A 22311-nucleotide genomic window follows, 5' to 3' on the forward strand; every position below is an offset into this window, starting at 1 on the left:
GGGTTGGCGCTGGCGGCTGCGTTGAATGCGCCGGTCGAGGAGGGGGCACGTTTTGGCGTGTTCCGGATGTGAGGGGTTTGCAGCAAATCCTCCCCGAAACGGGGAGGGGGACCATGCGCAGTATGGTGGAGGGGCACGCCAGGTGATCACCGGCCCCACGGAAACGCTCAAACGCGCCCGAAAGCTGCGCAGCGAAATGACCTTACCCGAGACGATATTGTGGCGCGAGTTACGAAAACGTCCCGCTGGCTTCAAGTATCGGCGGCAGCATCCGGCTGGCCGATATATCCTCGACTTTTACTGCGCTGCGGCCAAGCTTGCAATTGAAGTCGATGGCCATTCGCACGACGGTCACATTGCCGCAAAAGCCGACGCGACGCGGGGGCATTTCTTGCGGTCGCAAGGGGTCGCCACATTGCGGGTGCCGGTGAGTGCGGTGTTGGGTAATTTGGAAGGTGCGGTTTTGAGAATAGTTGAGGTTTCTGAGGACAGGATAGGGAAGTTGGCTGAGCAGCGAGGGCGGGAGACTCCTAGCGTGCCCCTCCACCATCCTTCGGATGGTCCCCCTCCCCGTGCCGGGGAGGAATTATGATCCAATCCCTCCTCATCGCCAACCGGGGCGAGATCGCCTGCCGCATCATCCGCACCGCGCGCGCGATGGGTATCCGCACCGTTGCGGTTTATTCGGATGCCGATGCCAAAGCGCTGCATGTGCGCCAGGCGGATGAGGCGGTGCATATCGGGGCGTCTCCGGCGCGCGAGAGCTATCTGGTGGGGGAGAAGATCATCGCCGCCGCGCTCGCCACCAAAGCAGAGGCGATCCATCCGGGCTATGGCTTCCTCTCCGAAAATGCCGAGTTCGCGCAGGCCGTAATCGACGCTGGGCTGATCTGGGTCGGCCCGCGCCCCGCCAGCATCACCGCGATGGGGCTAAAGGATGCGGCCAAGAAATTGATGGCGGAGGCGGGCGTGCCCGTCACCCCCGGCTATATGGGCGAGAAACAGGACCCCGCGTTCCTTGGCGGGCAGGCCGCCGAAATAGGCTATCCCGTCCTCATCAAGGCGGTCGCGGGCGGCGGCGGCAAAGGGATGCGCAAGGTCGAGGACGCGGTCGACTTCGCCGACGCGCTCGCCTCTTGCCAGCGCGAGGCCACCGCGTCGTTCGGCAACGCGCATGTCCTGATCGAAAAATACATCCCGCGCCCCCGCCATATCGAGGTGCAGGTCTTCGGCGACACCCACGGCAACATAGTCCATTTGTTCGAACGCGATTGCTCGCTGCAACGCCGCCACCAGAAAGTGATCGAGGAAGCCCCCGCGCCGGGCATGGACGAAGCGACCCGCGACCAATTGTGCGCAGCGGCGGTGAAGGCGGCCAAGGCGGTCGATTATGTCGGCGCAGGCACGATCGAGTTCATCGCTGACACTTCTGATAGGGAAGGCGGGGGCTCAGGCCTGCGCGCCGACCGCATCTGGTTCATGGAAATGAACACGCGGTTGCAGGTCGAACATCCGGTGACCGAGGAGATTACCGGCGTCGATCTGGTCGAATGGCAACTCAGAGTGGCGAGTGGGGAGGCTTTGCCGAAGCGGCAGGACGAGCTGAGCATTAACGGCTGGGCGATTGAAGCGCGGTTGTATGCGGAAGATCCATCAAACAACTTCTTGCCTAGCATTGGCCTCCTTGACGTTTTACGCAAAAGACAATCAGGCCGAAAAGCTCGCACCGATACCGGCGTTGAACAGGGGGATGTAATATCGCCCTTTTATGATCCGATGATTGCCAAGGAAATTGTTCACTGCGAAACTCGGGCTGAATGTATTGGCGAGTTGAGCGAAGCGCTATCAAAGACCTGTGTCGCACCCGTTAAAACGAATGTCGGATTTCTGTATCGTTTAATCCGGCATCCTGATTTCATTGCCAAGCAAGTTTACACGGGTTTTATCGACGAAAGGATGGCGGAGTTAAGAGTCGACGAAAGGCTAAGAGAGAGGTTGCTCGACGATTTGGTCACTGTCATCTGGGGGCGAGAAATTACCGGATATTTCGGAGACTCTTTCAAGCTCGAATACCTGTGGGATCATTCGGGTCCGGTTTGGCGCCGATGTGAGGGATTTAGGCTTAATCGGGAATGGCAACAAAGTTTGACTCTTCGTGTTGATGGCCAGACCATTCAAAGAGAAGTTCCTGAAGATTTCATCACCCGAACGGTTGAGAACAATCAGGAATCTAGCTCAGTAACGGTGTTCGGCCAAGGTGAGTTTCTGACTGCGTCGTTGAGATCGGATGGCGGTGGCAGCGGTCACGCCCATGACGGCGACATCCTCTCTCCCATGCCGGGCCGCATCATCGCGGTCGAGGTCGCGCAGGGCCAAGTTGTAACCAAGGGCCAGAAACTCCTCACGCTCGAAGCGATGAAGATGGAACACAGCCTAACCGCGCCATTCGACGGGGTGGTGGCGGAACTGAACGCTGAGGCTGGCGCTCAGGTGCAGGTTGAGGCTTTGCTGGTTCGGATTGAGGCGAATAATGAATAAAAGTCCGTTCGCACCGAGCGCAGTCGAGATGCCCATCGGTCGCGTGCCATTTCACGTTGTCTCGACGATGCTCGACACGAACGGGAAAGGGGTGCGGTATGGCAGGTAGATTTTTCAACCAATGGCAAATCGGCGACAGCATCGCCCACGAAATCCGCCGCACTGTCACAGAGACCGATAACCTCCTGTTCTCGGTAATGACCCACAACCCGCAACCGCTGCATATCGATGCGGAGGCGGCGAGGGCGAGCGAATTCGGGCAGATTCTCGTCAACGGCACCTTCACCTTTGCCCTGATGGTCGGGTTGTCGGTGGGTGACACCACATTGGGTACGCTGGTCGCCAATCTGGGATATGACAAGCTCGTCATGCCAAAGCCTGTATTCCTCGGCGATACGCTCCGCGCCGAGACCGAAGTCATTGCGCTCAAGGAGAGCAAATCGCGGCCTGACGCAGGCTTAGTCACCTTCCTCCACCGCTGCCTCAACCAGCGCAACGAAGTGGTGTGCAGTTGCGAGCGTGCGGCGCTGTTAAAGCGGAGTGAAAGCGCGTAACCTTGTCGGCAGGCTTAACGAAAGACGTGAAGAAACGTTTTTCGAAAAGGCCAGTGCACCGGTGAAACATTTAAGGCTAAAACCTATGAAACTCCGTTCGCTTCTTTTCGTTCCCGGTGACCGGCCTGAACGCTTTGTCAAGGCCTCGGCCAGCGGGGCAGATGCCATCATCATCGACCTCGAAGACTCGGTCGCGCTCGACCGCAAGATTGCGGCGCGGGAAGCGACGGCGGAGTATTTGTCCGGCGATCGACCTGTGCCGGTTTTTGTTCGGGTTAACCCGCAAGATAGCCATTTGACCCATGATGATCTGGCGTCGGTATTGCCATTCTTGCCCGACGGCATCGTTTTGCCAAAGGCGGAAGGTGCGCGTTCGGTCAACTGGCTGCGCGCCGAGGCGGCGGCGGTGGCGGACAATCCGGATGGCGAAGCGCCGCCGATTCTGCCGATCGCAACTGAAACGCCCGGCGCGGTATTTGACCTTGGCAGCTTGCGTGAGGTTGCGCCTTGGTTGGCCGGCGTCAGCTGGGGGGCCGAAGATTTACCGGCCGCTATTGGTGCCGCCACTTCTCGCGAGTCTGACGGGCGTTATACTGCGCCTTATGAGATGGTCCGCTCACTGACTCTGTTTGCCGCCCATGCCGCTGGCGTTGCGGCAATCGACACGGTTTTCCCGAACATCAGCGATACGACAGCTTTAACTGCCTATGTTGCACGTGCCGCACGCGATGGCTTTACGGGTATGCTCGCCATTCATCCGTCACAAGTTGCTGTAATAAACACCACATTTACACCTTCATTGCAACAATTGAACCATGCCCAGGCCGTGGTCGACGCCTTTGCCGCCAATCCCGGCGCAGGGGTGCTGCAACTGGATGGCAAGATGATCGACGCACCGCATTTGAAGGCGGCGCTGTCGATCCTCGCCCGGGTCTAGACCCGTTTCTTAAGCCGCGAGTTTCCGCAGCACATAGTGCAGGATGCCGCCATTCATGAAATATTCGACCTCGTTTGCGGTGTCGATGCGGCACAGCGTGTCGAAGGTGAAAGTGGAGCCATCTTTGCGGGTTACCTCGACCGTCACTTTTTGACGTGGCTGAAGCTTCGAGACGTTTTTGATGGTGAAGCTGTCATCGGCTGTAAGGCCCAGATTTCCGCGGTTTTCGCCCTCCTGGAACTGCAAAGGCAGCACGCCCATGCCGACCAGGTTTGAACGGTGGATCCGCTCGAAGCTTTCGACGATGACGGCCCTTACGCCAAGCAGGTTTGTGCCCTTTGCGGCCCAGTCACGGCTTGATCCCGTGCCATATTCCTTACCGGCGATGACGACCAGCGGCGTTCCGTCGGCCTTGTGGCGCATGGCCGCGTCATAGATCGGCATGACTTCACCAGCATAGCTGGACATGCCACCTTCGATGCCGGGGACCATTTCATTCTTGATGCGGATATTGGCAAAGGTGCCGCGCATCATGACTTCGTGATGGCCACGTCGTGCGCCATAGCTGTTGAAATCGGCTTTGCTGACCTGATGCTCCATCAGGAACTTGCCTGCAGGAGAGTCCGCCTTGATCGAACCGGCTGGCGAAATGTGGTCTGTTGTAATGGAATCACCCAGAATCGCCAGCGGCTTGGCCTCAATAATGTCGGTTACGGGCGCAGGTGTCATGCTCATGCCGTCAAAATAGGGCGGGTTGGCGACATAAGTGGAGCCAGCACGCCACTGATAAGTGTCCGAACCTTCGACCTGGATTTTCTGCCAATGTGCGTCACCTTCATAGACCTTGGCATAGCGCGCGGTGAACATCGAACGGTCGATATTCGCGGTCATGACGTCGTGTACTTCCTGATTGGTTGGCCAGATATCGCGCAGGAACACATCGCTGCCGTCGGTCGCCTGACCAATTGGCGTCGTTGTGAAATCTTCGGTTACCGTGCCCTTCAGCGCATAAGCAACGACCAGCGGAGGCGACGCGAGGAAGTTGGCCCGCACGTCGGGTGAAACGCGGCCTTCGAAATTGCGGTTGCCTGAAATGACCGATGCCGCGACAATGTCATTGCCGTTGATGGCGTTCGAGATCGGCTCGGCCAATGGACCGGAGTTACCGATGCAAGTGGTGCAGCCATAGCCCACCAGGTTAAAGCCAACGGCATCCAGATCGGCCGTCAAACCGGCACGGTCCAGATAGTCAGTGACCACCTGGCTTCCGGGAGCAAGCGATGTTTTGACCCACGGCTTTGGACGCAAACCAAAGGCATTGGCCTTGCGAGCCACAAGACCAGCGGCCACCAGAACCGAAGGGTTGGAGGTGTTGGTGCACGATGTAATCGCCGCAATCACGACGTCGCCGTCGCCGATATCATGGGCCTTGCCTTCAACCGCGACGCGCTTGGCACCGTCATGCTTGTACACATTGATGAGGTCGGCATTGAACACGTTGTCGACTTGCGTCAGGATTACCTTGTCCTGCGGCCGTTTTGGACCTGCCAGCGACGGAACAACCGTGCTCATATCGAGCGACAACGTGTCGGTGAACACAGGATCAGCCATATCGGCATAGGCCCACAGGCCCTGTTCCTTGGCATAGGCCTCGACCAGCGCAATCTGGTCTTCATCACGGCCCGTCAAACGCAGATAATCGAGTGTCTTTTCGTCGATTCCGAAGAACCCGCACGTCGCGCCATATTCCGGCGCCATGTTGGCAAGCGTCGCACGATCGGCAAGGCTGAGCGAGGCAAGGCCCGGGCCATAATATTCGACAAAGCGGCCGACCACGCCTTTGGCGCGCAGCATCTGTGTTGCTGTCAACACCAGATCGGTTGCGGTCACGCCCTCGGCCAGCGCACCTGTTAGCTTGAACCCGACCACTTCGGGGATTAACATGGACACTGGCTGGCCCAACATCGCGGCCTCCGCCTCGATACCGCCCACGCCCCAGCCTAAAACGCCAAGGCCGTTGATCATTGTCGTGTGGCTGTCGGTGCCAACGCAGGTGTCGGGATATGCGATCATCGCCCCGTCGGTGGCCGCCGAAGTCCAAACCGCCTGTGCGATATGTTCCAGATTGACCTGATGGCAAATGCCGGTACCGGGAGGAACCGCCTTGAAATTGGCAAGCGATTTTGATCCCCATTTCAGGAAGTCATACCGTTCGGCGTTGCGTTGATATTCGATCTCGACATTCTGTTCGGCTGCCTTGGGGTGACCGAATTCGTCGACCATGACCGAGTGGTCAATGACCAGATGCACCGGAACCAACGGATTGATTTTTTGCGCGTCGCCGCCGAGCTTGTTCATCGCATCGCGCATCGCGGCCAGATCGACCACGCATGGAACGCCGGTGAAATCCTGCAACAACACGCGTGCAGGGCGATACTGGATTTCGCGGGTGGACTTTGGATCCGCCTGCCAATCGATCAGCGCCTGCACATCGTCCACCGAAACGGTAAAACCGCCGTCTTCAAAGCGCAGCAGGTTTTCAAGCAAGACCTTCATCGAAAATGGCAAGCGCGACACATCGCCCAGTTTTTCCGATACTTTCTTGATAGAAAAATAATCCACCGTCTTGCCGCCAGCGGTCAGGGTGGAACGGGTTTGCAGGCTGTCTAATCCGATTGCGGTCATTATTATATACCCCTTGGCTGTTGGGCTTTTTGCTGGATAGGGGAACGGGCCGACTTATCTGACCGCGAACCAGCGACAAAGCGGGAGATTCGGTTCCCCGCGCGCTTAGCGCGACAGGACGGGAAAGGGAAGGGGGGATGGGTCCAGGACGATTTAAGAAATGTCGAAATGCCTCACCCCTCCCGTAAAACTTCCGTCACTTCCTCCAGCGTCCCGCGCACGCGGAGCAGTTGGTCTTTTCCAAAGACGATCAGGCATTCGTCATGGGCATTGTCGGCCGTGCGGATGAATTGGACGATTTCGGGATTGACGGAGATTTTCTGGCCGCGTGTGTCGGTCAGGGTGACTAAGGGGATCATGGGGTTTCCTTTAAGTTCATCGCTCTCTCTTGGCAGCTTTGGAGACATGGCGCAAAGGGTTGGGGATGTTATCGCGCCAATTGATTTAGGATAATGCAGACGGGGATTGTTTGTGCTTGGAACAAAAACCGTTGACGAAATGTACTATATAAAGTACGCATCGGCGCGATGAGCAGTGTCAGCAATTCCGCCCCGTCGCGGATCGAGCTTTTCTTTTACAAAAGCTTGGGTGGAAATGAACCGGTACGTGAATGGCTTGTTCAATTGCCGGAGCAGAGTCGGCGTGCGGTCGGGATGGATTTGCAGCGTGTCCAGTTCCGTTTTCCTGTTGGTATGCCGTTGGTTCGACCAATGGGACACGGGTTATTTGAAGTCAGGACAAATTTGCCGGATCGAACAATGGCGAGGATATTATTCTGTTTTCACGATGGGGCTTTGTATGCGTTAAATGGTTTTATTAAAAAGTCACAGAAAACGCCGGAGGCAGAACTGGAGCTGGCTCGCAAACGGCAAAAGGAGATTGAAAATGCCTAAGAACCCGCATCGTGGCTCAACTCTCGATAGCTTTTTGGAACAAGAAGGTACGCTTGGTGAATTTCAGGCGCAAGCGATCAAGGAAGTTATCGCATGGCAACTTGCCGAAGCGATGCAAAACCGTAATCTTACAAAAACAAGATTAGCCGAATTGATGCATACTAGCCGCACGCAGATTAACCGGATGCTCGACCCAAATGACGGTAATGTAACCTTAGAAACGCTACAGCGCGCGGCTGCGCTTGTTGGACGCAGGCTTCAGGTTGAGCTGATCTGAACCGTTGTTACCGTATTGAAATCCCGCTTAGTCCTGAAAATCCATTGCGTTATGGCCGGACACGGCGGCGACTTGCATGAATACGGGTTTGGACTGGGGTGCGCCGGCAGAGGTTGCGGCAGCGAGCACATATGGGGATATGCGGTGGCGGGTGCATAGGCCGCCAGCACCGTCGCTGACCAAAGGGGTTTCGAATTCGACCGCGATCAATGCATCCTGAACGCGGGCCACGGTGCAGACAACAAGTTGTCCTCCGCCCAGATCCAGCACAAGGCCGGTACCTTCGGGCACACCAAGAAGGCCGTCGATCAACGCGCCGGTTTTTGACAAGTTCCGCATCAACGCGTCATAGCGGTGGTCGTCGTGAATTACGCCGATGCGGCGGAATACCGAACGGCGTTCCGGGCGATGGCGTTCCGGGCCGTCGGGTTCGATCCTCAAGTCGCCACTTTTCAATTGGTGAATGACGGTTTCCTGGGTCAAGGCCTTGGAATAGATCCATCCCTGAATGAAGCGCGCGCCCTTGGATTTGACGACTTCCAACTGGTCAAAAGCTTCAACGCCTTCGACCGTGGTTTCCATGCCTAATGCGTCGGACAGACCGATAATAGCAGCGATGATTTTCGCACTATTCTGGTCTTTTTGGGTGCAGCTGTCGACAAAGGTGCGGTCGACCTTGATCTTGTCGAACGGGGCAGAACGCAGATAGCTGAGTGAAGAATAGCCGGTACCGAAATCGTCCAGTGCAAGGCGGACGCCCAGTTCTTTCAAGGCACGAAAGATATCGTCGATGGTCTCTCCATCGCCCATGAACACGCTTTCGGTGAGTTCGAGTTCCAGACGGTTAGCGTCAAGACCCGAGGTTTCCAGCGCGTGGGTGACGATGTCGATCAGGTCCGAATGCGCGAACTGGGCTGCGGAAACATTGACCGCAACACGCACCGATTTGGGCCACGCCATCGCATCGTTGCATGCCTTGTTCAACGCCCAGGCACCAATTTGGTTGATGAGGTCGGATTCTTCGGCAATCGGGACGAATACATCAGGACCGATGGTCCCGCGTTCAGGATGTTCCCAGCGCATCAAAGCCTCGAACGTGACGACCATATTGTCTTCGGTTCGCACGACGGGTTGATAATGCAATTCCAGCATGTCGTTGGCGAGCGCGTCGCGCAGGCCTTCTTCGAGCAGGCGGCGTTCCTCGGCTTCATCTTTCAGGTCGGCCGAGTAGAAACGGAATTGGCCGCGCCCGCCATTTTTTGCGGCGTACAGCGCCAGATCGGCGTTGTGGATCAAATCCAGCTTGTCGATGCCATCATAAGGTGAAATCGCGATGCCGATCGAGGTGCCGATGGTGGCTCGCTTATCGTCGATATTATAGGGTTGCGACACGATCTGGATGATCTTGTTCGCCATTTCGCCAAGTTTGCCGCGGTCATCAAGGTCGGGCAAAATGATCTGGAACTCGTCGCCACCCAAACGGCCGATCTCGCCGCGCTGGCCAACTACCCGTTCCAAACGCCGCGCGACCTGACACAACAGATCATCGCCTGCCGGATGACCTAGCGTATCGTTGACATGTTTGAACCGGTCGAGATCCAGCATGATGAGCGTGCAGCTGCGCTTGGCCGATTTATAGGCGGAAAGGATGCTTTCCAGCTTCTTGTCCATACGATGGCGGTTCGCAAGGCCGGTCAGCGAGTCAAATTCGGCCAGACGGGAATCGACGAGTTTGCGCTCATATTCGACCGTTATGTCCTTGGCGCTGCCGCGATAGCCCTGAAAGACTCCGGTTTTGTCGAACTTGGGATGGCCGGAAATTGACCACCATGTCTGACGCCCATCCCCGTGTGATGGATTGAGGGCAAAGCGGACGGTTTGGTCGATGATCTTGTTGCGCGCCGTTATCTGGAAATTCAGGGGCCGATCGGAACGATCCCCGTGATTGTCGGCGTCCGTTTCAAATAACGTCGTTAATGGCTGTGCCAGTAAATCCTGTATTGGACGGTTTAGCTTTTCCGCAGCATTTTCAGAGATGTAAATCAACCGCGCTTCGGCATCGGTGGCCCATAGCCAGCCGATTCCTGCGTGTTCAAAATCGTCGAGCACTTCAAGGCGACGGCCCGCGTCGGCTTGCGTGATGACAGCGACAGAGCCGTATCCCGTCGTATCGGAAGAGCCGACGCCGGGGAAGTTACGGAATAGTTTAGCGACCGCCATCGTCAATCCACATCGGGCAAAGGTAAAGGGAACCGGTTCATAAGAAATACACCTTAAACAGCGTTGGTTACCATATCGCTAATAAATGGCGGTTTTCGGTGCTGTTTTGCCTATTTCAAGGTTAGCTGAACGCGCTTGTCGCGGCTTGTGTGTCCTTTGACGATCCGGATATTGCCCGTGGGCAGCGATAATATCCGGGCTAGCAATGCGACAACCGCCTTGTTGGCCTTGCCGTCTTCCGGCGCAGTTCGAATCCATATTTTAAGGACTGCGTTTTCGACAGCGACACGTTCGACTTTCGCACCGGGAACGACCCGTATGCGAAGCTCTCCGGCCATGTCGAGCATTTCAAAAATCGTGGTTGGTGTTGGATTGGTCATGGTTTTGGACGTAATTATCTAACAGATATGCAGATTTTGCTACCCATTGACCGTCATCCCGCGATACTATTGCCCCGACCCGGTTGACACTCATTCGAATATGGCAGGAATGTAATGAAAAAGAGAATGTTTAAAGCCGCTTCCCATTTGGCTCCTTTGGCCCTCATATTGTCAGGTATCGCATTGACGGTCCCTGCAGCTATGGCGCAAACCGCAGCACGTTCGCCGGTAACCTTGAGCAGCGATGTACAGATCGAGCGGATCGAAACCGACGCAGCCGGCAAAGAAACAGCAAAGCTGTATGCACCGGGTGCGGTTTCGGTGGTTCCGGGCGACAAGGTCGTTTTTACGCTGAAGGTTGTGAATACCGGCGCTGAACCAGCGGCGGGATTTCGTGCGACGAACCCGATGCCGGACGCTGTCCAATTTTCCTCTGTGGCTGAAGATTGGGCCGAAGTGTCGGTCGACGGAGGCACCTTGTGGGGCAAGCTTGCCAACCTGAAAGCCAAAGCGAAGGATGCCGCCGGCACCGCCAACGTTGAACGCGCCGCAACCGAACAAGACGTCACTCATGTCCGTTGGGTGTTCCCCGATGCAATTGGCGCAGGGGCGACGCGCACGATAAGTTATCGCGGTGTGGTGAAGTAGGGCTTTCGTATCAACTAAGGATAGGCGGTGGCGGCGTTGTGGTAGCGCAAATGAAGTTGGGGAATATTATGGGATATCCGAATATTCCCACATTTTATTCTTATTCTTCTTTTGCAAATGGATGTCGCCGCCGCTCACCCTGTCCCAGAATCTGCCGCCGACAAGTTCTTCGGCATCATAAGTTTGTACGAGATAGTCGCCCAGTTTTCCGGTTAGTTCTTTGTTCTCCATTTCAAAGGTCCAAAGCTGCAATTGACCGCGTTTGTCCTCGGCAAGTACGCTTTTAATGAACGCATGAGGAATGGGAATATCATTGCCTTTGACGCCATCGGCACCTTTGATTTTGCCAATGGTTTCTACGATACGATCAAAATAGAATACGGGACATGTGAGGACATAGGTTTCGAATATATCGTGGCGGCTGTCTAACTGCCGCACTGCGGACTCTAGTTCGGCCCATATTTTACGATTAAATTCATCATGTTGTGGTGACATGTTTGACAATAAAAACGTCTCGCTGTTGACGATGTCACCGAAATTGTGGTTCGCCGATGGAACAAGATGACCGCGATCAAATCCGCTGCCTTTGAAGTCGTCAAGGCTCGCCCGAAATCTGCCCGGAATACGCAAATCTGCACGAAAATTGTTCAATCGTTTAGCTTTGGGAAGGTCGGTAAAAATATTTCGTTCGCGATTGATAATTTCCAGTGTCCACTTCGCTTGGCGAAAATACCAGGAATAACCTATCGTAAAATATCGACCGGTTAGGATCTGGTCACAGACAGGGGCACCATATCGCAGTTCACGCTGCATCTGAAATGGATCGTTGATCAAGGACTCATCCTTTCAATTGTCAACTTAGGTCTTGACCCTAAATTGATGCCACCCAAGCGAACATAAGAATAAATTGTTTTTCAGATTCGGAAAAATGAATAATAGTCCGTTCTGGAGTATAGCACAGAATTTTGTCACTTGATCATGCAACAATATCCAACCGGATGTGTGGCCATTGCTCGATTAAGGCCTTGACCCAGCCTTCCTGATCACAAGGTATGACTTCTTCGTCGAAATAAAATTGCCGCACACCGTTTCGGTCATAAAGGTGCACCTCGTCGCTGCCTTCGCTTTGTTTTACGATGCAGATTGACCCGATATGTTGTGGATCGATCGCCCCTTCGTCACCGGGAACAGATCCAACACGATTCTGCCACCAGATTAATGCGCCGGTTTCCGGATCAATCCGGCTGCCGCGCCGGGGGTTGGCGATCAATTGTGCAAGACCTCCTATCCCGACAACAGCGCCCATGACAAAGGCCAAAGGTACCAGCCAAGGTGCGCATTCGCCCGCTTCATTGCAATTGTCTTGCGGATCAATGCTCAACGCGGCAAATACAAAGACCGCACCGACTATAAACATGCCCCATGCACGAATATCTGTCCGCGCGCTGCGCTCGTAAGATAAGCGGTTTTTGTGCCTTTGCCCCCGTAACATAGATCAAGATTTAACAGGGGAGATTGAATATTTTGCTAAAGTATAGTTCGCGCTTCTGGTTTCCGGTTGAGCGCGTGCGGATCGTTGGCCGTTAACCGGAATGCCACATTTGTCCCGCGCTGGCACAATCCGTCCGTCGATACAGGGTAAATGCGACTCAAGGTAGTTGTTAACCACCTTTAGGACTAGTAATTGAGGTGTATCGGTCGCAGCGTCTGTTCATGAAGTATACAGGAACGAGTTTTATGCGATCCATCCCGCGCCTTAGCTTTCCAGTTTTGTTGGGACTGGCGCTGGCGTTGCCGTTGGCTGCGTGTGGTGATCAAGCCTCAGATGACGCCGCGGTAGCCGATCTTGACAACAAGCTGGTCGGCAAGGGCAGCGATCCGCAAGTCAATGCAGCATTGAACGATCCGATTTTGGTCGATCCCGATCTGACCGACAGCGCCAATAAAAACAGCCTGAAAGCCGCAACAAAGCCACTGTCCGGGGCAACACCTGCGGATAGTGGATATGATGGCGACGCATCGATCGAAGCCTTGGACGGTGCAAAACTGATGCGCGCGCCTAAAGCGACTGTCGTTGCCGCTGAAAACTGCACAAATTGCGGAGACCGCCGCGCTGCTACGCTGGGCGGGCTTGCTGCCGATCAAGGCGTCACCCGCGGCAAAGGCACGTGCGAGGCAAAATTACAATATGGCGCAGGCTGGGCCTACCGGATGCCCGCCGAATTCCCGGTTTATCCGCGCGGTAATGTGAAAGAGGCAGGCGGCGTTGACGGCGGCATTTGCGATATCCGCGTTGTCACCTTTACAACATCGGCAGCGATGCAGAACGTCATTGACTATTATTACACGCGCGCACGGAAATCGGGTTTCAATGCCGAGCACCAGATACTTGCTGGCGAGCATGTACTTGGAGGCACCCGCGATAATGATGGCGGCGCGTACTTCATCACGTTCAATGCAAAAGCCGGTGGCGGCACCAGCGTAGACATTGTGGCCAATAATGGCCGGTAAATAATATTTCAGACCGAAGCGCCTGGGGCGGCAGAGGTGCCGCCCTATTTTTTTGCGCTTTGGAAATAGAATGCTACACAAGGCGGCCAATGAATTCTGACTGGGGGATACATGCTTTTCCGTTTTGTGGTCGCAGCCTCGCTTTTCGTTTCCCCCTTATTTGCCCAGAAAGCCGAAACTCCGGCTGAGCCCGCCGCAGCCGTGGCAGCCGCTGTGCCGCCAACCGTGGAAGCTTTTGCCAGCCTGCCGTTTGTCGAGCGTGCCGAACTATCTCCGGATGGTAAATATATCGCGGGAATATTCGGTATGCGGGGCGAACAGAACATCGCGATTTTGCCGCTGGCCAATGACGCAACCGATCCGGTCGTCCTGACATTACCCGAAGAAACGCAACCCGGACGTGTCCGGTGGGTAAATAATGACAATATCATCGTGTCGATCACCGGACTTTTGCCCGTTGAGTCAAGCCGGTGGTACATATCGCGCCTGCTCGCGGTCAATCGGCCTAGCGGCAAATTCACCAAGCTATTATGGGATTTGAAAGGTCAGAATGGCGCCGATGTGCTTTGGGTGCCAAACGATGGCAGTAACCATGTTTTGGTCGCGGCGCAGGGCTCTATTTACAGCAACACCCCCGAATTTTGGCCGACCATCTATCGCGTAGATGTCACCAATGGCCGAAGCCGCAACGAAGTCATTGGCCGCAGCGGTGTTCTCGATTGGGGTGCAGACAATCTCGGTCAGGTGCGTATCGGCATTGGGTATGATGACAGCAGCCTGACCTCGCGGCTGATTTATCGGCCGTCGGGTGAGGGCCAGTTCAAACAGGTCGACAAGGTCAGCCACAAACGCGACGACGTGCTCACCGTTCCGTTCCTGTTTTTGCCCGGCGGCGATAATGCCTTGGTGATGCGCGACAACGACAATGGCCGTGCCTCGATATTTGAGGTTGATCTGGCGACGCAACAGACAGTCAAAACGATATTCGAACCCAAAGTGGGCGAGGTCGACGGCGTGGTAACCTCCGATGACGGCAAATTGCTCGGCGCTTATACGACCGACAAAAACACGCCGGTGGTCTGGTTCGATCCGGTATTGGACAATGTGCAGGCAAATTTAAACAAAACCATCCCCAATTCGCGTGTCAATATTGAAAGCATGAACGCTGATCGGACCAAGATGTTGGTGCGGATTGATTCTGCGGAGTCCCCTGGCACATTATATTTTTTCGACACCAATGTCGGCGTTCTTCAAAAAGTGGCGTTGGTGAACGAGAAGCTTGGCAGCAAAAAATTGTCTCCGGTCAAGCTGGTGCAATATCGGGCGCGCGATGGGTTGGAGATTGAGGCGGTGCTAACGACCCCCAAGGGCAGGGCGGCGAAAAACCTTCCCTTTATCGTCATGCCGCATGGCGGACCATGGGGACATGATGGCCTTGACTATGACTATTGGGCGCAATTTCTCGCCAGCCGCGGTTATGTCGTGCTTCAGCCCAATTTTCGCGGGTCGACCGGATACGGCACCGAATTTATCGAAAAAGGCAAGGGCCAGATGGGCTTTGCGATGCAGGATGACATCACCGACGGTGTCAAATGGGCAGTTGACCAAGGCATTGCGGACGCAAAACGCGTGTGTATCGTGGGCGCGTCTTATGGCGGCTATGCCGCAATGTGGGGGATTGCCAAGGATCCGGACTTGTATCGCTGCGCTATTTCAATCTCGGGCGTGGCGGCATTGCGGCGCGAGGTGAATGATTTCGGCAATTCGATCCGGGGCAATCTGTATAAGCAGCAATGGCAGGAAATGACGCCAGATTTCAACGCAGTGTCGCCAATCAACGCCATCGCAAAAATCAAGACACCGCTAATGCTGATCCACGGAAAACGGGATGTGACTGTGGATCATGTGCAATCGGTGAAGATGCACAACGCAATGACCAAGGCGGACAAAGTGGTCGAGTTCGTATCATTACCGCTCGCCGACCATTATTTCACGCGGCAGGCTGATCGGGTTACGTTACTGGCTGCCATGGAAGGATTTTTGGCGAAGCATAATCCCGCGGATTGACCGCTCTGCCTTCCCTTGCGGCGCGGCCTCCGCTATGGCGACCATTATGAACCCCGTCATCCTTGTTATGTCCGGCGGCGCAATTGGCGCTGGGTTACGTTTTGGCCTATCGCGCGCATTGCCTGTGTCCGATGGCGGCTGGCCGTGGCCCACCTTTGCCGCGAATATTTTGGGCGGGTTGGCCATGGGGGTGCTGGCGGCGTGGATATTGCGCGGCGATAATTCGGCGGAACCCCTGCGTTTGTTTGTGGGCGTCGGCGTACTTGGTGGATTTACAACATTCAGCGCCTTCAGTCTGGAAATGGCGCGGATGATCGAGCGGGGGCAATTGGGGCTGGCGGCGGGATATGCGCTGGCTTCGGTACTCCTCGCCTTAGGGGCATTATTTGCCGGAATGACGGCAGCAAAGGCAATTTGGGCATGAGCAAAAGTGACGAAAAAGCGATACGGCAATTTGTCGTGCAACCCGATGATGACGGCATAAGGCTCGACCGTTGGTTCAAACGGCATCTGCCGGATACATCCTTCAACATTGTATCGCGCTGGGCACGAACAGGACAATTGCGGGTCGATGGAAAGCGGGCAACACCGGGCGATCGTTTGCTGGCGGGGCAGGCGATCCGCGTCCCCCCAGCAGATACATCGACGACTGCGAGTGCGCGACCGGCACGCAAGCGGCGCGATTTAACCGATGACGAGATCGACTTTGCGCTGGGCATGGTCATCCACAAAGACGATTCAGCGTTGGTAATCAATAAGCCAGCGGGGTTGGCGACCCAAGGTGGAACGAAGACAGAGAACCATGTCGACGGATTGTTGGACGCGCTCTGTTTCGAACTTGATAACAGGCCCAAGCTTGTGCACCGTCTTGATAAAGACACATCGGGCGCATTGTTATTGGCGCGAACGTCCCGGTCCGCCGGGCATTTTGCCAAAGCCTTTTCATCCCGAACGGCCCGCAAGGTTTATTGGGCGTTAGTCGTTGGCGTGCCTGATATAGCCGATGGGTTCATTGATTTGCCAATCGGCAAACAGCCGGGCAGCGGCGGTGAAAAGATGCACGTCGATGAAAAAGACGGGCAGTCGGCACGCACGCGATATCGCATCGTTGAACGTGCCGGGAATGCCTGCGCCTGGGTGGAACTGCAACCATATACAGGGCGGACGCATCAGTTGCGCGTGCATATGGCTGCAATCGGCCATCCGATTGTTGGCGACGGAAAATATGGCGGCAAAGATGCTTTCCTGACAGGTACAATCAGCCGCAAGATGCATTTGCACGCAAGGCGGCTGCGTATCGATCATCCGCAAGGGCACCAGATTGATGTGCGCGCCGATTTGCCGCCGCACATGAAAGATAGCTTTGCCGATCTCGGCTTTGAAATCGAGCTTGGCGATGCATTGATACTCGACGCCCCCAAATTTTCCGAAACAGCCGAAGGCAAGAAGCGCGTGGCCGCGAATATCGCAAAGTCAGCGCGTAAGGAACGCAAGGGCGAGCGCCGTTCGCGCGGCGCCGTCACCGAAAAGCCGAAAGACAAAAAACGCAGTCAAATGGCTACGGGCAAGAAAATTGCCGCGAAGAAGCCGGTGATTAAAAGACCGGTTACAAAGAAGTAAGTTTGACGTGACGATCAAGCTGGCGATATTTGATTGCGATGGAACGCTTGTCGATAGTCAGGCGAACATCTGTCATGCGATGGAATGTGCTTTTGACAAAGCGGGAATGACGCCGCCACCGCGTGACGTAATTCGGCGGACGGTCGGTCTAAGCCTTGTCGATATCATGCGCGTTTTGCTGCCTGACGCCGATGCCGCAATGCACAGTGCGATGGTGGAGCGTTATCGGATAGCCTATTTGGATCTGCGTAACAAAGGGATGGAGCATGAACCACTGTATGACGGCATCTCCGAGCTTTTAACCTCACTGGATAAAGGCGGTTGGTTATTGGGTGTTGCGACCGGTAAGTCGGACCGGGGGCTCATTCGATGTTTGGAGCATCACAACATAAAGGATATGTTTGTGACCTTGCAAACCGCTGATCGTCACCCGTCCAAGCCGCATCCCTCTATGGTTCAGCAGGCGCTTACCGATGCGGCGGTGGAAGCGAGGCAGGCCGTTGTGATTGGCGATACCATCTATGATATCCAGATGGGCCGTGCGGCGGGTACCCGGACTATCGGCGTGAATTGGGGCTATCATTCTGTGGATGATTTGCGGGCTGCGGGGGCGGGTGCTATAGCGGAAACTATGAACGAACTGTCGACTTTATTGGGAAGTTTCGCATGACACCAGAAGAAGAAACCAGGGCGCAATATCGCTTTCTAGTCATCAATCTGTGTCGCATCACCGGCGCAGTCATGTTGGTCATCGGTCTTGCGGTTATTGCGCGTGAAGCCTTTGGCCTGCCCAAGGCAGCAGGCTATGTCCTGTTTCTGTTTGGGATGCTGGACTTTCTTCTGGTTCCTGTTTTCTTGTCAAAACGATGGAAGAGCACGCCCAAAATATGAGGCGATTCTGGAAAGAGGTTACTTTGGAGCAAAGTTCGTTCGGCTATGCCGTGCGACTTGATGGGCGTCCGGTCAAGACACCGACACGCAATGAATTGGCATTGCCGACGCGCCGGCTTGCCGATGCTGTTGTTGCGGAATGGGACGCGGTTGAAAAAGATATTGATCCGGCCCAAATGCCGATGACCGGTTTTGCCAATGCCGCAATCGACCGGGTTGGCATAGACCGTGACGATTTTGCCACTGCGATAGCCGCTTATGGCGAGACTGATTTGTTCTGTTACCGCGCAGCAAAGGGTGAGGCGTTGGCGCAGCGGCAGGCTGCGATTTGGGATCCGTGGCTGGATTGGGCATCAGGGCGTTATGATGTCCACTTTGTAATCGTCGAGGGCGTCATGCACCGGCCGCAGCCAGCACTAACGCTCGAAAAGTTGCGCGCGGCGGTGAAAGCACGGGGTACGTTCGAACTTGCCGCCATGGCGAAACTCGCACATCTTTCTGGATCGCTCATCGCAACGTTGGCAGTTGTTGAACATGCAGGTTCCGCTCAAGACATCTGGAACGCTTCCTGCCTTGATGAATTGTGGCAGGAAGAATTGTGGGGCGCCGATCATTGGGCCCAGAAAAACCGCTATGATCGCGAAGGTGAATTTATGCAGTCAGTTCGTTTTCTCGATTTGCTTGGAACATCGACATAGGTGAAAACCTAGGTCGTTTCGGAGATTCCTGTGTAGTAAATGTCGCAGATGACATTGATCCTTAGAACCGTTTCGCCAAAACTGCCGAAAGCTGCGTTCGTTGCCGGCTATGCCGGTCTTCTTCCGCAGATTATAGCTGCCGCACTCATATTATCGGGAAGCGAGTACCGGTGGACCGGTCTTGCCGTCGCTTATGGCTATGCCGCCTTCATTTTCAGCTTCCTTGGCGGAATTTGGTGGGGCTTCGGCGTTATCGCGCGCAAGGATGAAGTCGAGGCCGCGCCGATATTCGCTTGGGCGATAGCACCGAGCCTGATTGCCTTTGCCAGCTATTTGCCGTGGATTTGGGGATGGGACTGGCCGGGACCTTCATTAGCGTGGATCGGGCTGTTCTTGATGGCTTCGCCGCTGGTTGACAGGTGGATGGTAGAGAAATGCAACTTGCCCGTAGGCTGGATGAAGTTGCGATGGCACCTTTCATTGGGGTTGGGTGGTCTGACCCTCTTGCTCGCCGCGCTGGCTTAAGTCTTATGTCGCCGCTAGATCCCGAACAAAACCGATCAGTCCTTTTTGGCGTCGCCTTTTCATGCGCTCTGCGGCGAGGATCTGGCGTACTTTTTCGAAACAGGTCTGCACATTATCGTTGATCAAGACATAATCGTAACCGTCCCAATGCCCGATTTCCGATTTGGCCCGGCTCATACGATCGGCAATAACTGCATCACTATCCTGTGCCCGGGTGTGAAGGCGGCGTTCCAATTCGTCTATGGACGGTGGCAAAATGAAAACACGTACAACGTCAGGTCCGGCTTCCTGATAAAGTTGCTGGGCACCTTGCCAATCTATATCGAATAATACGTCGTTACCGGCGGCCAATTTTTCTTCGACGGGGGCTTTGGGCGTCCCATAGCGGTTGCCAAACACGTGCGCCCATTCCAGAAATTCGCCATCGGCGGCCATTTTTTTGAAGGTCGGCACATCGGTGAAATGGTAGTGAACACCATCAATTTCACCCGGGCGTGGCGGACGTGTCGTGTAGGATACCGACAGCGCTATTTTCTCATCCGCTTCCAGCAACATACGGGAAAGCGTCGATTTTCCGGCACCCGATGGTGAGGAAAGTACAAATAATAATCCGCGTCTTGCGAGTTCGTGCGGCTTTGTGGTGTTGCTATCGGCCATAGCCACTCCTGCGCGAAAGGGTGGGTTGGCGTCAATTGGTTTTTGAAACGCGGCGCGTTATTCCGACTGATGCTGCTTTCGCCGGTCGTAAATCGTCTTGGCCGCAATGGCGCCGCCAACGAGCAACAATCCCGGCAACGAACGTGTAGCTATGCGGGTGGCGACCAGACCCAGTCCCGCGCCCAGCAAACCATTACCACGCTTGCGTCCGATGACTTCGCCGACAACGGCACCTGCGATAGACCTTAGCATTCGGAGCCTCCTAAATCATATCTTCTGGTCTGACATGGGTATCGAAGGTCTTTTCGTCAACCAGGCCCGACGCCAAAGCGGCTTCGCGTAAGGTGGAGCCGCTGGCATGGGCCTGTTTTGCGATTTTAGCGGCATTGTCATAACCGATGGCCGGTGCGAGTGCGGTGACCAGCATCAATGATCGTTCCATCAACCCTGCTATCCGGTCGCGGTCAGGTTCAAGTCCGTCCACGCATTTTCGGGCGAATGTGTCCATGCCGATGCTCAGCAGCTCAATTGACCGTATTACATTTGCGCCGATTAAAGGTTTGAAAACATTCAATTCCAAGTGACCTTGAAGGCCGCCAATGGTCACCGCCTGATGATTGCCGATGACCTGTGCTGCGACCATTGTCAGCATTTCGCATTGCGTGGGATTGACCTTGCCCGGCATGATTGAACTGCCCGGTTCGTTTTCCGGAAGCAAAAGTTCCCCAAGCCCTGAACGCGGACCGGAGCCCAGCAGGCGTATATCGTTCGCGATTTTTGTCAGGCTGACGGCAAGTGTATTCAAAACGCCGGACATCTGCACCAGGCCGTCATTGGATGCGAGTGCTTCGAACTTGTTGCGTGCGGGTTCAAATTCTATTCCGGTAGCTGCGGAAATTTGGGTTGAAATTGCCCGATCAAACCCCTCAGGCGCATTTAAACCGGTACCGACCGCTGTTCCGCCTTGCGCCAGTTTCTGGACATTGTGGAGGACGGTGCCTTCGATTCGGGCCCGGTTCGCGATCAGTTGGGCCACATAGCCTGAAAATTCCTGACCGAGAGTGAGAGGCGTTGCATCTTGCAAATGTGTGCGGCCGATTTTGATAATGTCGGACCAGGCCGCCGATTTAGACATAAGCGCTTCGGTAAGAAGTGCCAAAGATGGCAGTAATTTATGATGGGTCGCGAGGGCCACGGCGACATGAATGGCCGTCGGGAAACTGTCGTTGGACGATTGCCCCTTGTTCACATGGTCATTGGGATGCACGGGTGCATTGCCGCCGCGCGTACCCGTCAGCACTTCGTTGGCGATGCCCGCAATCACCTCATTCACATTCATATTCGATTGCGTGCCGCTACCCGTTTGCCAGATGACCAGTGGAAACTGGTCGTCAAACTCGCCGGCCAAAATGCGGTCGGCGGCGGCGATGATCGCGTCTGCGATCCTTGGTTCCAACGCGCCGGACGTTTTATGTGCAATCGCGGCTGCCCGCTTGACGTGCGCCAATCCGTATATGATCCCTATGGGCATCCGTTCATGGGCGGGGAAGGGAAAATTCGCGATGCTGCGCTGCGTTTGTGCGCCCCAATATGTCGCTACGGGAACTTCAATGGGGCCAAAACTATCAAATTCAGTGCGGGTGTTCGCCGTCACTTTTTACGCCCGAAATCCACGCTTACAACGTTGGAGCCGTCTTCGACCATAACCGCAGGCTCATCGTTGCCAGCAACTTCGTGCGGTTCTGGACCGCTTTCACCCGCGTCGACGTGGAATTGCAGAGCAAAATCTACAGCAGGATCAACGAATGCCGTGATCGCGGAATAAGGTATAAATAGATGCGAAGGTATCTGGCTGAAAGACAGGCCTACCTCAAAATGGTCCGACTCAACTTTCAAGTCCCAATATTTATGCTGCAAAACGATTGTCATCTCATCAGGGAATCGTTCGTGCAGATGGGACGGAATGGCAACTCCGGGCGCTTGTGTTTTGAAAGTAATATAGAAATGATGGTCGCCAGGAAGGCCGTTAAGCGCAACATCGCCCAGCACACGACCCACAACGGCGCGCAGTGCCTCTTGCACAACGTCGTCATAGGGAATCATGCTGTCGAAATGCTCTTCACTCATTGGCGCTTGGTGGACCGTAGAGAGGTTGAAATCAAGATACTTGTTGCTGCCAAGTCAACTTGCCAAGCGCGAGATTATGCGTA

The 22311-nt window shown here is 55.1% G+C and carries 25 protein-coding genes; 15 read left to right on the forward strand and 10 right to left on the reverse strand.

Translation table 11 applies throughout. The features are described from left to right. The first annotated feature begins 142 nt into the window (after positions 1 to 142). The 4 genes from ACKVOS_RS01465 (at position 143) to ACKVOS_RS01480 (ending at position 4029) form a co-directional block, all read left to right on the forward strand. Entirely contained in the window at positions 143 to 592 is a 450-nt protein-coding gene (locus tag ACKVOS_RS01465) for an endonuclease domain-containing protein (protein ID WP_409210250.1), read from the forward strand. Next, a complete protein-coding gene (locus ACKVOS_RS01470) occupies positions 589 to 2538 on the forward strand; it encodes a biotin carboxylase N-terminal domain-containing protein (protein WP_409210251.1) in 1950 nt (649 codons plus the stop codon). The genes ACKVOS_RS01465 and ACKVOS_RS01470 overlap by 4 nt, the downstream gene beginning before the upstream one ends. Before the next feature lie 98 nt (positions 2539 to 2636). Beyond that, a complete protein-coding gene (locus tag ACKVOS_RS01475; protein ID WP_409210252.1) occupies positions 2637 to 3092 on the forward strand; it encodes a MaoC family dehydratase in 456 nt (151 codons plus the stop codon). An 85-nt stretch (positions 3093 to 3177) separates the two neighbouring features. Then, positions 3178 to 4029, forward strand: coding sequence for an HpcH/HpaI aldolase/citrate lyase family protein (locus ACKVOS_RS01480; RefSeq protein WP_409210253.1), 852 nt, complete (start codon positions 3178 to 3180; stop codon positions 4027 to 4029). A 9-nt stretch (positions 4030 to 4038) separates the two neighbouring features. Here ACKVOS_RS01480 and acnA read toward each other — a convergent pair whose 3' ends face one another. Then, complete coding sequence (gene acnA / locus ACKVOS_RS01485; protein ID WP_409210254.1) at positions 4039 to 6714, reverse strand: aconitate hydratase AcnA; 2676 nt, start codon at positions 6712 to 6714, stop codon at positions 4039 to 4041. Between the two features lie 173 nt (positions 6715 to 6887). Further along, positions 6888 to 7073 carry a hypothetical protein gene (locus tag ACKVOS_RS01490; RefSeq protein ID WP_409210255.1) on the reverse strand — a complete coding sequence of 62 codons (186 nt, stop codon included), beginning with the start codon at positions 7071 to 7073 and terminating at the stop codon, positions 6888 to 6890. A 168-nt stretch (positions 7074 to 7241) separates the two neighbouring features. Between ACKVOS_RS01490 and ACKVOS_RS01495 the strand changes: the two genes are divergently transcribed. Further along, on the forward strand, positions 7242 to 7607 hold the full coding sequence (locus ACKVOS_RS01495; protein ID WP_409210256.1) for a type II toxin-antitoxin system RelE/ParE family toxin: 366 nt from the start codon (positions 7242 to 7244) through the stop codon (positions 7605 to 7607). Further along, positions 7600 to 7884 (forward strand): Fis family transcriptional regulator, encoded by a 285-nt coding sequence (locus ACKVOS_RS01500; protein WP_409210257.1) that lies wholly within the window; start codon positions 7600 to 7602, stop codon positions 7882 to 7884. Before ACKVOS_RS01495 ends, ACKVOS_RS01500 begins: the two co-directional genes overlap by 8 nt. Before the next feature lie 27 nt (positions 7885 to 7911). Here the strand turns inward: ACKVOS_RS01500 and ACKVOS_RS01505 are convergent, their stop codons facing one another. Beyond that, the gene (locus ACKVOS_RS01505; protein WP_409210258.1) at positions 7912 to 10104 is read right to left on the reverse strand and encodes a putative bifunctional diguanylate cyclase/phosphodiesterase; all 2193 of its coding nucleotides are present in this window, start codon (positions 10102 to 10104) and stop codon (positions 7912 to 7914) included. Between the two features lie 110 nt (positions 10105 to 10214). Then, on the reverse strand, positions 10215 to 10484 hold the full coding sequence (locus ACKVOS_RS01510) for a DUF167 domain-containing protein (protein WP_409210259.1): 270 nt from the start codon (positions 10482 to 10484) through the stop codon (positions 10215 to 10217). Positions 10485 to 10598: 114 nt separating this feature from the next. Here ACKVOS_RS01510 and ACKVOS_RS01515 point away from each other — a divergent pair, with 114 nt between their 5' ends. Then, positions 10599 to 11132: a hypothetical protein gene (locus ACKVOS_RS01515; protein WP_409210260.1), complete on the forward strand. Its 534-nt coding sequence runs from the start codon at positions 10599 to 10601 to the stop codon at positions 11130 to 11132. A 66-nt stretch (positions 11133 to 11198) separates the two neighbouring features. Here the strand turns inward: ACKVOS_RS01515 and ACKVOS_RS01520 are convergent, their stop codons facing one another. After that, positions 11199 to 11966: a DNA/RNA non-specific endonuclease gene (locus ACKVOS_RS01520; protein WP_409210261.1), complete on the reverse strand. Its 768-nt coding sequence runs from the start codon at positions 11964 to 11966 to the stop codon at positions 11199 to 11201. 142 nt (positions 11967 to 12108) lie between these two features. Further along, positions 12109 to 12549: a hypothetical protein gene (locus tag ACKVOS_RS01525; RefSeq protein ID WP_409210262.1), complete on the reverse strand. Its 441-nt coding sequence runs from the start codon at positions 12547 to 12549 to the stop codon at positions 12109 to 12111. A gap of 320 nt (positions 12550 to 12869) precedes the next feature. Here ACKVOS_RS01525 and ACKVOS_RS01530 point away from each other — a divergent pair, with 320 nt between their 5' ends. The 8 genes from ACKVOS_RS01530 to ACKVOS_RS01565 all read left to right on the forward strand — a co-directional run bounded on the left by ACKVOS_RS01530 (position 12870) and on the right by ACKVOS_RS01565 (position 19444). Further along, entirely contained in the window at positions 12870 to 13643 is a 774-nt protein-coding gene (locus ACKVOS_RS01530; protein ID WP_409210263.1) for a hypothetical protein, read from the forward strand. Positions 13644 to 13754: 111 nt separating this feature from the next. Further along, positions 13755 to 15710: an alpha/beta hydrolase family protein gene (locus ACKVOS_RS01535; RefSeq protein ID WP_409210264.1), complete on the forward strand. Its 1956-nt coding sequence runs from the start codon at positions 13755 to 13757 to the stop codon at positions 15708 to 15710. Between the two features lie 46 nt (positions 15711 to 15756). Continuing rightward, positions 15757 to 16134, forward strand: coding sequence for a fluoride efflux transporter FluC (locus ACKVOS_RS01540; RefSeq protein ID WP_409210440.1), 378 nt, complete (start codon positions 15757 to 15759; stop codon positions 16132 to 16134). Next, the gene (locus tag ACKVOS_RS01545) at positions 16131 to 17330 is read left to right on the forward strand and encodes an RluA family pseudouridine synthase (protein WP_409210265.1); all 1200 of its coding nucleotides are present in this window, start codon (positions 16131 to 16133) and stop codon (positions 17328 to 17330) included. Before ACKVOS_RS01540 ends, ACKVOS_RS01545 begins: the two co-directional genes overlap by 4 nt. 13 nt (positions 17331 to 17343) lie before the next feature. After that, positions 17344 to 18000, forward strand: coding sequence for an HAD-IA family hydrolase (locus ACKVOS_RS01550; protein WP_409210441.1), 657 nt, complete (start codon positions 17344 to 17346; stop codon positions 17998 to 18000). After that, complete coding sequence (locus tag ACKVOS_RS01555; RefSeq protein WP_409210266.1) at positions 17997 to 18221, forward strand: hypothetical protein; 225 nt, start codon at positions 17997 to 17999, stop codon at positions 18219 to 18221. The genes ACKVOS_RS01550 and ACKVOS_RS01555 overlap by 4 nt, the downstream gene beginning before the upstream one ends. Further along, a complete protein-coding gene (locus ACKVOS_RS01560; RefSeq protein WP_409210267.1) occupies positions 18218 to 18919 on the forward strand; it encodes an ATP12 family chaperone protein in 702 nt (233 codons plus the stop codon). Before ACKVOS_RS01555 ends, ACKVOS_RS01560 begins: the two co-directional genes overlap by 4 nt. A gap of 39 nt (positions 18920 to 18958) precedes the next feature. Beyond that, the gene (locus tag ACKVOS_RS01565) at positions 18959 to 19444 is read left to right on the forward strand and encodes a DUF3429 domain-containing protein (RefSeq protein ID WP_409210268.1); all 486 of its coding nucleotides are present in this window, start codon (positions 18959 to 18961) and stop codon (positions 19442 to 19444) included. Between the two features lie 3 nt (positions 19445 to 19447). Here ACKVOS_RS01565 and gmk read toward each other — a convergent pair whose 3' ends face one another. From gmk to ACKVOS_RS01585, 4 genes are read right to left on the reverse strand one after another with little or no spacing between them, the layout of a single operon-like run. Continuing rightward, the gene (gene gmk, locus ACKVOS_RS01570) at positions 19448 to 20101 is read right to left on the reverse strand and encodes a guanylate kinase (protein WP_409210269.1); all 654 of its coding nucleotides are present in this window, start codon (positions 20099 to 20101) and stop codon (positions 19448 to 19450) included. A 57-nt stretch (positions 20102 to 20158) separates the two neighbouring features. Then, a complete protein-coding gene (locus tag ACKVOS_RS01575; protein ID WP_409210270.1) occupies positions 20159 to 20353 on the reverse strand; it encodes a hypothetical protein in 195 nt (64 codons plus the stop codon). Positions 20354 to 20363: 10 nt separating this feature from the next. Next, the gene (fumC, locus tag ACKVOS_RS01580; RefSeq protein ID WP_409210271.1) at positions 20364 to 21755 is read right to left on the reverse strand and encodes a class II fumarate hydratase; all 1392 of its coding nucleotides are present in this window, start codon (positions 21753 to 21755) and stop codon (positions 20364 to 20366) included. After that, positions 21752 to 22228 carry an SspB family protein gene (locus ACKVOS_RS01585; protein WP_409210272.1) on the reverse strand — a complete coding sequence of 159 codons (477 nt, stop codon included), beginning with the start codon at positions 22226 to 22228 and terminating at the stop codon, positions 21752 to 21754. Before ACKVOS_RS01585 ends, fumC begins: the two co-directional genes overlap by 4 nt. Positions 22229 to 22311: the final 83 nt, after the last annotated feature.

It is taken from the genome of Sphingorhabdus sp., from assembly GCF_046154385.1.
GTDB lineage: Bacteria > Pseudomonadota > Alphaproteobacteria > Sphingomonadales > Sphingomonadaceae > Sphingorhabdus_B.